This is a genomic window from Nostoc sp. (assembly GCF_036919895.1).
GTDB lineage: Bacteria > Cyanobacteriota > Cyanobacteriia > Cyanobacteriales > Nostocaceae > Nostoc.
The window spans coordinates 1-12,132 of the sequence record NZ_JBALBW010000134.1 but is presented as its reverse complement, the minus strand read 5'-3'; the positions used below and the strand labels follow the sequence as shown (position 1 = coordinate 12,132).

At 42.1% G+C, this 12,132-nt stretch carries 13 protein-coding genes and 1 pseudogene; 7 read left to right on the top strand and 7 right to left on the bottom strand.

The annotated features are described in order from the left end of the window. Positions 1-74 precede the first annotated feature (74 nt). From V7K55_RS26330 to V7K55_RS26305, 6 genes are all read right to left on the bottom strand, one after another. Complete coding sequence (locus V7K55_RS26330) at positions 75-803, bottom strand: nuclear transport factor 2 family protein (RefSeq protein WP_334836129.1); 729 nt, start codon at positions 801-803, stop codon at positions 75-77. A 170-nt stretch (positions 804-973) separates the two neighbouring features. Beyond that, the gene (locus V7K55_RS26325) at positions 974-1,345 is read right to left on the bottom strand and encodes a hypothetical protein (protein WP_334836127.1); all 372 of its coding nucleotides are present in this window, start codon (positions 1,343-1,345) and stop codon (positions 974-976) included. A 122-nt stretch (positions 1,346-1,467) separates the two neighbouring features. Then, positions 1,468-1,917, bottom strand: a complete 450-nt coding sequence (locus V7K55_RS26320; protein ID WP_334836125.1) for a hypothetical protein — start codon at positions 1,915-1,917, stop codon at positions 1,468-1,470. A gap of 39 nt (positions 1,918-1,956) precedes the next feature. Further along, positions 1,957-3,705, bottom strand: coding sequence for a thiamine pyrophosphate-binding protein (locus V7K55_RS26315; protein WP_334836123.1), 1,749 nt, complete (start codon positions 3,703-3,705; stop codon positions 1,957-1,959). Then, complete coding sequence (locus tag V7K55_RS26310) at positions 3,699-4,526, bottom strand: type 1 glutamine amidotransferase domain-containing protein (RefSeq protein ID WP_334836121.1); 828 nt, start codon at positions 4,524-4,526, stop codon at positions 3,699-3,701. Before V7K55_RS26310 ends, V7K55_RS26315 begins: the two co-directional genes overlap by 7 nt. A 182-nt stretch (positions 4,527-4,708) precedes the next feature. Further along, on the bottom strand, positions 4,709-5,110 hold the full coding sequence (locus V7K55_RS26305) for a hypothetical protein (protein WP_334836118.1): 402 nt from the start codon (positions 5,108-5,110) through the stop codon (positions 4,709-4,711). A gap of 326 nt (positions 5,111-5,436) precedes the next feature. Between V7K55_RS26305 and V7K55_RS26300 the strand changes: the two genes are divergently transcribed. From V7K55_RS26300 to V7K55_RS26285, 4 genes and pseudogenes are all read left to right on the top strand, one after another. Next, positions 5,437-5,955 (top strand): NHLP leader peptide family RiPP precursor, encoded by a 519-nt coding sequence (locus V7K55_RS26300; RefSeq protein WP_334836116.1) that lies wholly within the window; start codon positions 5,437-5,439, stop codon positions 5,953-5,955. After that, the gene (locus V7K55_RS26295) at positions 5,934-6,179 is read left to right on the top strand and encodes a GMC oxidoreductase (RefSeq protein ID WP_334836114.1); all 246 of its coding nucleotides are present in this window, start codon (positions 5,934-5,936) and stop codon (positions 6,177-6,179) included. Before V7K55_RS26300 ends, V7K55_RS26295 begins: the two co-directional genes overlap by 22 nt. 356 nt (positions 6,180-6,535) lie before the next feature. Next, positions 6,536-6,814: pseudogene (locus tag V7K55_RS26290) on the top strand (SDR family oxidoreductase); the annotation flags it as partial. Between the two features lie 206 nt (positions 6,815-7,020). Continuing rightward, the gene (locus V7K55_RS26285) at positions 7,021-8,208 is read left to right on the top strand and encodes an anion transporter (protein WP_334836112.1); all 1,188 of its coding nucleotides are present in this window, start codon (positions 7,021-7,023) and stop codon (positions 8,206-8,208) included. Between the two features lie 77 nt (positions 8,209-8,285). Here the strand turns inward: V7K55_RS26285 and V7K55_RS26280 are convergent, their stop codons facing one another. Then, positions 8,286-8,837, bottom strand: a complete 552-nt coding sequence (locus V7K55_RS26280; RefSeq protein WP_334836110.1) for an NUDIX hydrolase — start codon at positions 8,835-8,837, stop codon at positions 8,286-8,288. Between the two features lie 142 nt (positions 8,838-8,979). Here V7K55_RS26280 and V7K55_RS26275 point away from each other — a divergent pair, with 142 nt between their 5' ends. The 3 genes from V7K55_RS26275 (at position 8,980) to psb34 (ending at position 11,835) form a co-directional block, all read left to right on the top strand. After that, complete coding sequence (locus V7K55_RS26275; RefSeq protein WP_334836109.1) at positions 8,980-10,032, top strand: dipeptide epimerase; 1,053 nt, start codon at positions 8,980-8,982, stop codon at positions 10,030-10,032. Beyond that, positions 10,016-11,062 (top strand): DUF1611 domain-containing protein, encoded by a 1,047-nt coding sequence (locus tag V7K55_RS26270; RefSeq protein ID WP_334836108.1) that lies wholly within the window; start codon positions 10,016-10,018, stop codon positions 11,060-11,062. Before V7K55_RS26275 ends, V7K55_RS26270 begins: the two co-directional genes overlap by 17 nt. Positions 11,063-11,664: 602 nt before the next feature. Continuing rightward, positions 11,665-11,835 (top strand): photosystem II assembly protein Psb34, encoded by a 171-nt coding sequence (gene psb34, locus V7K55_RS26265; protein WP_334836107.1) that lies wholly within the window; start codon positions 11,665-11,667, stop codon positions 11,833-11,835. Positions 11,836-12,132: the final 297 nt, after the last annotated feature.

Sequence of the window (12,132 nt, the reverse complement as noted above, 5' to 3'; positions counted from 1 at the left end):
GATAATTATTTGTCAAAAAATTATGCTTCGACACAAGTTCTCTATTTAAATAAAGAATTTTCTCTGATTTTTTTTCAAAATGAGAATTGCTGGACGCTTCTGGTTTTCAGGCTTTCAACTATCATCAGAGTATTTTCGGTTTCAGCCCACTGGTCAAGCTTCACTTCCAAATCTTCTAAACTGAAGATGCGACTTTCAAAGAATTCTTTGAGCGCTTGACGACCACGGACATAAAGAGGTTTACGGTTTTCGGTTAAGGTGCTAATCAGCAGCACATCTTCAGTATATTGATTGAGTAAACCATCAACATTCTTGGCTTTAATGAAGCCGATATGCTCTTTATAAAACTTACCCAATGGAGAGTCAGGTGCTTCTGATTTAACTGTTCCGGCATTTACATAAGTTTTATCGGGATACTGAATTACACCAGCAAAGTGGACAGCAATTTTTCCATCTTGCAAAAACCAGTTATCGTAAAACTCTACACTACCGACTTCACCAGTTTTACCTACGGTTTTTAACTCTTCTACCATCATCAGCGTGTTTTCAGTTTCAGCCCACTGATTGAGCCGGATTTCAAAGTCTTCTAAACCGAAAATCCGACCTTCAAAAAACTCTTTGAGTGCTTGACGACCACGCACATAAAGAGGCTGACGATCTTCAGTCAAAGTGCTAATCAGCAAAGCATCATCAGCATACTGATTGAGCAAGCCATCAAGATTTTTCGCCTTAATAAAACCGATATGCTCCTTGTAGAGCTTGCTGATAGGAGATACAATCAATTGTTCGATTGGCGTACTCATCGTAATCCTCTCTTGTAGTGTATTCAAACTGAAAAAAACCGGGTTGTACTAAGTACAATATTCCCTTAATTCATCGCGAATTAAACTTAGCAATACTCCGCTACTACCCTGCCGTAAGACTTTCGCGTAGCGTCTCGTAGAGAAGCGCCTATGCGTTAAAAAATCGTTCCTTAAACCCAAAAACCAAAGTGATAAGCAATTTGTCCGTTACGCATAGTCCAAGCATCTCCAACTGAGACTAGACCAAGTTTACAGGTGAATTTTGCTTGGAAGAAAATAGCGCCTTTTGCTTCCGTGAAATCGAGAGATTTGATATCAATATATTCAATTGTTTTGAGGTAATCGTGAAAGAATTTTTTGATATTTTTACGGCCATTAATTGTCATTGGTGCAGGTGTGTTTTCAAAGCCGTTAAAAAAGGTGATTAATACAGCATCTTCTGTATAATCTCTGTCCACCATTTCATCGATTTTTCCGGCGGTAATAGTTTCGAGATGTTTGTCAAAGAATTGCCGTCCGGGTGAAATTGTTGAAACTACCACTTTTATCTCTCCTGTAATTGTTATGGAATTATGAGTCTGGAGCGCTAATAACTACAGATAATTTTTGCAGTGGTCGTCTGCGCCCCAAAACTTGACTTTTTCGTAGATGTCTGCAAACTTATTTAAAGTTGAGCAGACCCTTCATAGTAGCTAAGTGAATCGACAATGTAGGTTGCAATTACTGGCTTACCAGTATTAGGCGATCGCTTGACGATCCAAGTTTGATAAGCATCTAAAACAATGCGTTGGCTTTTGGCTGCTGGTGGATTCCACACGCTAGCTTCCCATTTGACGATGACTTGAACACTCGTCTCGTCTCCTGAAGGCGTAACATTGACTTCCTTTAAAGTATGGACTTCATCAAAGAAAATCCCGATAACGCGATCGTACCAACCTTTAAATCCATCAAAACCATAAACTGTAGCTTCAGGAAAGCGCATTTCTAGACCATTTTCAGCTAGAAAAGGAATATAATCTTCTAGCGGAGCGTGAACATCTAGTTTCAAATACCAGTCTGCTGCTAGTTGCTTGATTTCTAATTCTGTTAAAGGTGCTAATTTAGCTACTGTCATGGCTTTTCTCCGTGTTAATTTAGTAAAAATTCCGGTCTACTATTGTCCACACTTGACACCGATCTTTGTACCGACAATTTCACTTGTCAGGATCAAATCAATCAGAAATGGCCCGTTATGAGCCAATGCTTTTTGGATAGCTGGGGCAATCTGATCTGGGGTTTCTACCCGAATCGCCTGAACCCCTAAAGACTTTGCTAATTCAGCGAAATCGATACTTGGGTTGCAGAGGTTAAAAGAAGATGGGTAGTCGTGTTCTGGTATTTGTTGCTCGCCCCAGTAGTGCAGAATATTCAACTTGAGGATTTGATAGCTGTGATTATTACAGATGACAAATTTGGCATCTATATTGTGGTGGGCAGCAGTCCAGAGGGCTTGGATCGTATACATACTGCCGCCATCACCAGTGAAGGCAAACACAGTTTTATCTGGATTAGCCAGTTTAATACCGATCGCTCCCGGAATCCCAACACCCAGCGAACCGCCTCGTGTTTGGAAATAATGTCCGAGTTTTGTCGGTGGTATGTACCGACAAAGTTCTGGAGAATTGGTAATGGCTTCATCGAAAATAATCGCATCTGCTGGTAAATGGGCAGCTAATTCCTCGGCAAAACGAGTCATGTGCAGAGGTACTGCATCCCGAACCGCCTTGTCAGCCTCAAGTCGAGCCGCCGATTCCTGCTTTTTAGTATCAGCTATCTGGCTAGCTCTGACAAAAACCTCTTTTTTCTGTTCGGGTGTCAGAGTTGATTCAAGGGCGATCGCTAATTTGCTCAGACTAGTTTTTGGATCGCCAAGCAGCCCAAGATCCACGGGAAAATTCTTCGCTATTTCGTAGGTATTCAAGTCAATGTGAATTATTTTGGCTGAAGGAGCAAAAACTCCAGACAGCGCTGGGAATACCTCTGGAAAAACGTAGGTTCCAACAATCAAGATTACGTCTGCTTGAGATGTAACCCGACGGCTATCATCGCCAAACATGTGACCTAGCAACCCTCCAAACAGAGGATGGCTAGCACTCATATTCGCTTCCGATGAGTCTGCTCCCCAGACTTGTCCGCCGATGAGTTCTGCCACATCTGTCAATTCAGCTTGGGCATCGGAAAAAGCTACACCATCGCCCATAATAATCAGGGGATGTTTAGCCGCGGCCAATAAACTTGCTGCTGTTTCCAGTTGCTCTGCTTCAGGAGCAACCGGTGTCACTGGAAAAGAAGTCGGAACAACCTCTTCATAATTAACAGCATCAAGGATATCCATCGGTAGGGAAACGAACACCGGCCCCATCGGTGGCGTAGCAGCTATTTTGATGGCTCGGCGTAACACGCGTAACAAAGAAGAGGGATCGACGACCCTAGTTGACCATTTTGTTACAGGCTTGGCCATGCTGACCAAATCTGCCGCCATTTGGGCATCCATCGCATCGTAGCAAATACCAGATTCGCCAGCCAGGACTACTAATGGTGCATGACCGCGCATGGCCTGATAAATCATGCCGATGCCATTTCCTAAACCGACTCCGCTATGGAGTTGGACAATCGTAGGCTTTTTGGTGGCGCGGGCATAGCCATCGCCAGCACCGACTGCGATCGTTTCTTGCAGTGCAAAGATATACTTAAATTCTGGATAATAGTCCTTTAACGCATCTAGGAAACCCTGCTCAACTGTGCCAGGGTTGCCAAACATGTACTCTATCCCATCTGCCAGAAGTTGTTCAATAATTGCAAAGCGACCATTTCTGTTAGCCATCAAAGGCTTTTCGTTGATCTGTTTGGTCAAGCTTACCATCCGTACCGCCTTAGTCCTTTATCGAGAACTTCCACTAATTTCTGACCGGTTGTATAAGAGTCTGCGGTAGAACGACCTGTGATAAAGGGATAATCAACAATCACAGAGATTTCTTTGCCAAAATTACCGTGATATGCGCCGTCTGGGGCAGTAGCATCATGGAGAATATACTCTAGAGGATAGGGAGGTGGCCCCATGTTAATGTCTGCGCCAACAAACCCTGTACCATCCTTGTAATCATATTCCTTGCAATGACCTGTGACGTGCTTACCTTGAATAATGCTCTTGCGGTCTGCTAAGTCACGAGCAAAGGCTAGACAAGTTACACCGTAGCATTCTGCTGCGATCGCTTTGCCCTTTTTGTAAAAGCTGAGAATCAAGTCATGAACGCGATGGTTATTGACTAAATCAACGATCGGGCCACTACCACCCACGATCAATAGTGCATCGTATTGATCCAAATCTGGCTGTATTTCGTCGAGAGCATTGTTATATGCTTCCATTTCCCGCAGGAATTTTTCGGCACTCCAGTAAGGGCGATCGGGCAACCATTGTGACAGGATGATTGGGTTGTCTAACCGTGGATTCTTCGGATCTTCTAAGCGCTTGACTTTTTCAGCCATCTCTTGAGAGACAACTGGGCGACCTAAAGGTGGGTCAACATAAGTAGGATCCATGCTCGGAGGGAGCGCCACTGGTCTTTTTCCTGTTGGAGTTGCAAAATCAACCTGATACCCCGCAGCATCAAAAGTTTCTAGGGGGCCTACCAGTTCTTCACCCCAATAACCATATTCCGATAAAATTATGAGAATTTTTTTCACAAGATTGTCTCCTAATCATGAATTTGTTTTGAGATAATTAGCTGGCAACTTTCAGCCTTGAAACTGAGGTAGTAGTTCTTCTACTTGAGAAACGATTAGTGGCAATAGATAATTGTTGGATTTGTTCAGTAATCGCATCAATGAATGGTTCAACCTCGTGTTTTGAACGACCAGTCACAAGATCACCGTCCACCACAACACCTGAAGGTGATGGAGTATAAATTGCACCAAAGGACTACCTCGTGGCAGATAACTTGTCGCCCTTTGAGCAATTCTGGTATTGGTGTCACAATCCAAAGACCGTGGCAAAGTGCGCCTTTAATAATCCTGGGATTTGCCATAGCGCTGGCATAAAATTGTACAGCCGGTGAAGTGCGAACTTGTTCTGCACTGATTGGCTGACCTGTTGGTGGCTCAAAGTAACGTAGACGAACACTGGTATAGTTAGCGGACATAATCACAGCCGCATAATCGTTAACATCTACATTTTGAAAATCAATGTTTACGTCTATGGTTTTAGGTGTATTGCCCGTATCTTCATCACTGAAAAAGCGAACACTCGGCTGATTCCAGAGCCTAGACATCAGATGTACTGTTGCTTGAAGTTCTGAAAAGCGCTTTTGATATGCTTCAATTTCTTCAGGGATGAACTCACTTTTGCACCAAAATAATGTAACCTAACTACGAAATTTTAACCCTTATAGTCATTTTTTTTAGGTTTTATAATAATGATGATCGTCAAACTAATAGAAGCTCATCTAACGACGGCTGAATAAGACAAATCCAGAAGATTTAGCGTCAAATTTACAGCACCATAAATCCATATTTTTGGTAGTTGCAGTCAATTAAACCGTGTAATACCAAACAAGTTTGATCTTTACCATACCATTAATTTCAAGGATAGCTAATCATGGTTACAACAAACGCTCCTATTTCAGATACCTCTACTAACTTCCCTGAAGTTAGTAAGCTTTGGTCAGGTGTAGATATCACCAATTTTGGCCCTTATTATGAAGCTTTACAAACACGACTGATCGATCGTATTTGGAATGATGAATCACTCAAGCAGGAGATATTGACTAACCCAAGAACTGTTTTTGAAAGAGAAACCGGAATTACATTTCCTGCGGATACAGAAGTCAAAGTATTAGAAGAACCAGAAAACACTTTCTACTTTGTACTTCCTGCAACTCCACCAGTGGAAGAACATTGGTATCGATATGAACAGTTTTCTAGCTGGTGGCCAATTATCGATACTTTCTACTATTTTTATAACCGACTTGGTGGTACTACCAAAGCTAGGGCTTACAGAGAGTGTTTACAAGCGTTATGGATAGTTCGTTCTTGGACTTTGACAATAGCATCAATAATTTTGGTAGACGACCTCGGCATAAAATTAAAGAAGGTATGGTACCTACATCCCCAATAGCAACATCTCAAAATAATGATGCTGCTATTACTGGTCATCCTTTAGGAGGAGTTCCCATCGGAAAAGCTTGCGATCCATTTGGGCGAGTATATGGATACAACAGGCTTTATGTTGTGGATGGCTCACTTATTCCAGGTTCTGCTGCTTGTACTAATCCTTCTTTTACTATTGCAGCTTTAGCAGAACGTTGTTTAGACAAAATCATTGCACAAGATATTAAGTAGGTTGGTGTAAGCATCGCTCACTGCTAAGGTTGAGAGTGCGTTTTGCTCTCGGTGAACTCGCCACCCACTATTGACTTGCTCAAATTCAACTTTCTCAGTGAAATTTACCTCGCTGCTACTGTGACTTGGCTCAACTAATGACACGCATTAGAACCGAAAGAATACAAACTTTCTTCAAAACTTTAACCATTGCAATTGTGTTTTGTAATTTATAGACTCAAGGAAATGCAGCTTTGCAATCAACAAAAATAGGTAAATAACTATGGTTGTGCTGATTTTTACTTAAACGATAAATAGACGCTTAAGTTAAGTGACTACAGTTTTTCTGCTATTAATTCCAGTTAACAGTTCCCCAACTAGCTGCTTATTGCGGTACTAAATTTGCCATTGAAGCCTTTACGGATTCGCTGCGTGTGGAACTAGCAGGAACCGATATTCGTGTATCAAGCATTGCCCCAGGGACTGTGGACACTGGCTTATACGACAAATGGGGTGAGGAGCAAAAAAATTTCGTCTATTCGGGAGGTTCACTACAACCTGCGGACATCGCTCGTTGTGTTCGTTTCATTTTAGAGCAGCCAGGAAACGTCCTCATACCAAGACTTTTAGTAGTTCCCGCTGCTCAACCAGTCTAATACCAAATAGGACTTAATTTTTCTTTACTATAGCAATCCTAAATCATTTGTGAGAAAGAAAATTGCTGGAAAGTGACAGAAGAGGGGTATGGCGGCGATCGCAACAGTTGCCTTAATTTTCTTCTGGTTTTTCATGCCCGAAACTAAGTCTACAGCCTATCCGGTAAGCTCTAAATCAGGGCTTACTACGTTTAGGGAATAGAGAAATGGTAGTTTTGCGGTATCTCGTGATTATTATCACCTACATCGGCTTAGGGCTAGGTTACTTGCCCGGATTGCGGATGAATCGGGCGACGATCGCCATTGTTGGTGCTGCCTTTTTGATGGCATTGGGAGTGCTAGATTTGCCTGCGGCGTGGGGTGCGATCGACTACAAAACACTAATTTTTCTATTTGGGATGATGGTAATCAGTGCCAATCTCGCCGCCTCTGGTTTTTTCCAGCTTGCCCTTGATTATACAATCCGCCGCATCCACAGCCCATTTGGGTTACTGGTGGTGTTAACTTTTGGCAGTGGCATCCTCTCAGCACTTTTTCTGAATGATACGATTGCTCTAATTTTGACACCTTTAGTAGTTGCTATTACCCAGTTACTCAAGCTTAAACCTATTCCCTATTTGCTAGCGCTAGCAGGTGCAACTAACCTCGGTTCCGTTGCCACTTTGAGCGGTAATCCGCAAAATATCTTGATCGGTTCTTTCTCTGGCATTAGTTATCTAGACTTTGCCAAAGCCTTAACACCACTTGCGTTGATCTGTTTGACGATTCAGGTAGGTTTGTTGTGGTGGTTGTATCCAGAAGTGCGATCGCTTCGCCCTTATTTAAAAGTTAAACCACCTCGCTACCATGTCCTCAAACCACTGTTAGTTAAAAGTCTATTAATTACCACTGGATTACTAGTAGCATTTTTAATTGGAATTCCGACTGCTGAAGTTACCTTAATTGCTGCTGGACTATTACTGGTAACGCGCCGCCTTAAGCCAGAGCGAATTTTACAACAGGTAGACTGGGATTTGCTGTTAATGTTTTGTGGGCTGTTCATCCTTACCGAAGGTGTGCAAAAACTTGGTTCTTTGGGATGGCTTTCTCGTTTTGCTCACGATCCCTTGAGTATTTTGGGGATAACGGCGTTGTTGTCAAATTTAGTATCGAATGTGCCGGCTGTACTGCTATTACATCACCTAATTCCCCATCCTGACACCCGCACTTGGCTACTACTCGCGGCGGCTTCAACACTGGCAGGAAATCTCACTCTGCTGGGTTCGGTAGCAAACTTGATTGTGGCGGAGGCTGTTGCTAAACAGGGATATAGGCTGACTTTTGGGGAACATTTGCGATTTGGGCTACCCCTAACTGTTATCACCTTGGCGCTTACCTATTTTTGGATTGCTTAAAATCTTTGTAAAACCTTAACCAAAATCGCCCAACTTTGAGTAAATTTTCCTGCCACTGATTTTAGTGCTGACAATAATTAATAATTTAGAAATTTTAAACCTAAAAAGAGAGCCGCGACAGTTCCCGCCACAGAAATTTCTCCTTGAATAATTTTCTCTAAAACTGATTCTATAGGAATAAATACAATTTCAATTTCTTCTGTAATATCGAGTTTTTGCTCTCCAACTTTACTTACATTTTCTGCTATAAACAAATGTATTTGATTGGTATCTTTACTCGGCTTATCGTATAGAGTTCCAATTTTTCTAAATTCTTGGGGTATATAACCAGTCTCTTCTGTGAATTCTCTAATTGCGGCTACTTCGGCATTCTCTTTTATCGGATCGAAATTCCCTGCTGGTAGTTCTAAGAAAAATTCACCTACTGCATGTCTGTATTGCCGGACAAAAATAACTTCTCTATTACTAGTAATAGGTAAAACCATCGCCACGTCTGGTTTCATATTGACAAAATAATCATCTATGATTTTACCATTGGGCAGTTCTATCTCATCTTGCCTTACTTGACACCAAGGGTTATCTAAAACCATTTTTGATTTTAAAGTCTTCCATTTTCTTAAATTGTTCATAAATTTAGTAACCAATAAAATTATGTCTAGGAACTTTAGTAACTAAGTAATGAATGTAAAAAAGTATAACAGATACATCCGATAATCTAAACTTTAAACTTACACTGACTTTTGCAATAACATAATATTATGTAAAATAAATATGCAAATAAATGTAAATTTATTTACAGTAAACAAGAGATTTCCGTTGACCATTAGTCGCGGGACAACGGCACAGACAACGAATGTATGGGTGAGGATTTCAGATGATGGTATCGAAGGCTGGGGCGAAGCATCGCCATTCGGTGTGGGTAATCATCGACAATCAACTGATACAATCAAAGACTCTCTAGATCGAGTTGTGCCACTGTTACAAGTATTTAGCCCCTTGCAGCGACAGCAAATTGAGCAAGTTTTAATCCAAAACCAGATTCCTTCTGCTGCTAGAGCAGCCTTAGATATGGCAATGCACGACTGGTTGGGTAAGCGTGTAGGATTACCTTTGTGGCAAATTTGGGGACTCGATCGCAATCAAATAGTACCAACTTCAGTCACAATTGGGATTAATTCGCCTGAAGGTGCCAGAGCCAGAGCGCGAGACTGGTTACAATTTACCGATGTCCGCCTTTTTAAGGTGAAGTTAGGTAGTCCAGATGGCATAGATGCAGATAAAAAAATGCTGTTGGCAGTGCGAGAAGAAGCACCGGAAATTGAGTTATTTGTTGATGCCAATGGGGGTTGGAGTTTAGAAGATGCGATCGCAATGTGCAATTGGCTGAGTAATCTAGGTATAAAGTATGTAGAACAGCCATTGCTACGTGGTCAGGAAAAAAGTTTAGCTAAACTCAAAGAACACTCTCCCCTACCTATCTTTGTCGATGAGAGTTGTTTCACAAGTTCTGATATCCCCGATTTGGCAAACTACGTAGATGGTATTAATATCAAACTGATGAAATCAGGCGGACTAACAGAGGCGATGCGAATGGTACATACAGCACGAGCATATCGGTTGCAAGTAATGTTCGGTTGCTATTCTGACAGTTCGCTAGCTAATACAGCAGCATTACAGCTAGCGCCACTAGCTGATTATTTAGATTTAGACAGTCATCTCAACTTAATCGACGATCCCTTTACAGGTGCATTGCTAAAAGAAGGTAGAGTTTTGCTAAACGATTTACCAGGTTTGGGGGTAAAACACAGTGCGTCTACCACTTAATCAACGAGTAGCTATCTTACTTCACGACGGAATTAGCGGGCCTAACGGCAAAACAGGACTCGCAATTTTACGTTACAGCGAGTCACCAATTGTAGCCGTCATCGATCGCGAGTGTGCTGGCAAATCTCTGACAGAATTAACAGGTATCAAACGTGATGTACCCATTGTGGCATCAGTAGTCGCAGCCCTAGAGTACAAGCCAGAAGTCTTAGTAATAGGTATTGCTCCAAGTGGTGGTGCTATCCCCGATGATTACTGGCTAGAAATCAAAAATGCTCTAGAAGCTGGGATGTCGTTGGTGAACGGCTTACATACACCAATGGCAAGCATCCCGGAGTTAAATGCACTAGTCAAACCAGGGCAATTAATTTGGGATGTCCGCAAAGAGCCGCCTAATATAAGTGTTGCCAGTGGAATGGCACGCACCCTCCCCTGTCGGCGGGTGTTGACGGTGGGAACCGATATGGCGATCGGTAAAATGTCAACTAGCTTAGAGTTACATTGGGCCTCAAAACTGCGGGGTTGGCGTTCTAAATTTCTTGCCACAGGTCAAACTGGGGTGATGTTAGAAGGTGATGGCGTGGCTTTAGATGCCGTGCGGGTAGACTTTGCTGCTGGTGCTGTAGAACAGGTAATCATGCGCTATGGCAAAAACTACGACATCCTGCACATTGAAGGACAAGGTTCGCTGCTACACCCTGGTTCAACGGCAACCCTACCCCTGATTCGTGGTTCCCAACCAACTCAACTGGTATTAGCCCATCGGGCGGGACAAGTCCATGTCCGTAATCATCCCCATGTTTTAATTCCACCTTTATCAGAGGTAATTCGGCTTTATGAAAGTGTTGCTAGTGCTGGTGGTGCTTTTGCAAGCGTTTCTGTAGTGGGTATAGCACTTAATACGGCACACTTAGATGAATCAGCGGCACAGGAAAGCATCGCTCAAGTCACAGCAGAAACCGGGCTACCTTGCACCGATGTAGTCCGTTTTGATGCCAATGTGCTTTTGGATGCGGTGATGAAGAATTAGTTCGGCTCCTCCGAAGAGGCAAAACTTTGGTTACTTAAATGATGAATCCGAGCGAGTTCAAGGAAGGCTAACTTTAATAAGCTGTCGCGCATTTTATTTGCACAACTAGGGCGGGCAAGATGCCCACCCCACAAGAGATTCATTTTTTTGAGGATGCAAATTAAAAGATTTTTAGCTTATCAGCTTGAAAACTACCTTGCTCCACTTTGCCACACAAGGGCAATTTACACCCCCAACTTATTGGGGGTTTTTTATCAATACGGTTCGGTTAATGTTTTTTGATGGAAATTCTAGATCGTCAAGATGCGATGAATCGCCGTCAAGACGAAAGACTGATTATTGATAGAGACGGCGATTCATCGTGTCTCTTGCCTTAAATGAACAGTATTGGTTTTTTATGGCAGTCAGGTTAAGAGGACGTGTAGCAATTGGTTAAGAGACATCCTGCTTTCATTGCCTAGAACCGCTTTAGCTAAAATCCCCCATCTCTTAATAAGTAATTTTCATTAAACTTATTAAATTTTTTTGTCAAGCCCTATTGACATTTTGTAACAAAATTGTTAAATTTAGTTACATAAGTAAACAAAAAAAGAGAAAAAAATATGTACACCACTGTAAATGAAGACGGCATCATCAATAACTACGCAGCTGAACCCAAGGTATACTACGCAGAGTACCCAGCAATCTGGGAACAACGTAAATACGTTTTACAGGGTCTTTTTGCAACTTTAATTGTCACAACTTTAGTTTTGGTTAGTTTTAGCGTTAGCTAAGATTTTTCCATTGCCGTATCGCTGTATCTTATTGTCATTTTCACTTCTCTCTTAAGCCTCGGTTAGTTTCGCCGGGGTTTTTTGTGTATTTACCCCTGTGCGTTGGCTTTGCCCGTTGTAGGCATCGCATCCCAAAGGGCGACATTGTAAAATAACTGCGATCGCACATAAAATAAAGACAAATTAATAAAATGGGGTGTTATATCAATACCATTGCCAATTTATGAGGGTTCAACGCCTGTAGAAACGGGATGAATACGACCTAAAGCAGTAAGCTTGGCAAAAATCTGGGTTAAT

Excerpts from the sequence above, each read along its gene's own strand:
- V7K55_RS26330 (WP_334836129.1), bottom strand. The coding sequence starts at position 803 with ATGAGTACGCCAATCGAACAATTGATTGTATCTCCTATCAGCAAGCTC.
- V7K55_RS26315 (WP_334836123.1), bottom strand. The coding sequence starts at position 3,705 with ATGGTAAGCTTGACCAAACAGATCAACGAAAAGCCTTTGATGGCTAAC.
- V7K55_RS26280 (WP_334836110.1), bottom strand. The coding sequence starts at position 8,837 with ATGAACAATTTAAGAAAATGGAAGACTTTAAAATCAAAAATGGTTTTA.
- V7K55_RS26320 (WP_334836125.1), bottom strand. The coding sequence starts at position 1,917 with ATGACAGTAGCTAAATTAGCACCTTTAACAGAATTAGAAATCAAGCAA.
- V7K55_RS26275 (WP_334836109.1), top strand. The coding sequence starts at position 8,980 with ATGCAAATAAATGTAAATTTATTTACAGTAAACAAGAGATTTCCGTTG.
- psb34 (WP_334836107.1), top strand. The coding sequence starts at position 11,665 with ATGTACACCACTGTAAATGAAGACGGCATCATCAATAACTACGCAGCT.
- V7K55_RS26300 (WP_334836116.1), top strand. The coding sequence starts at position 5,437 with ATGGTTACAACAAACGCTCCTATTTCAGATACCTCTACTAACTTCCCT.
- V7K55_RS26285 (WP_334836112.1), top strand. The coding sequence starts at position 7,021 with ATGGTAGTTTTGCGGTATCTCGTGATTATTATCACCTACATCGGCTTA.
- V7K55_RS26305 (WP_334836118.1), bottom strand. The coding sequence starts at position 5,110 with ATGTCTAGGCTCTGGAATCAGCCGAGTGTTCGCTTTTTCAGTGATGAA.
- V7K55_RS26295 (WP_334836114.1), top strand. The coding sequence starts at position 5,934 with ATGGTACCTACATCCCCAATAGCAACATCTCAAAATAATGATGCTGCT.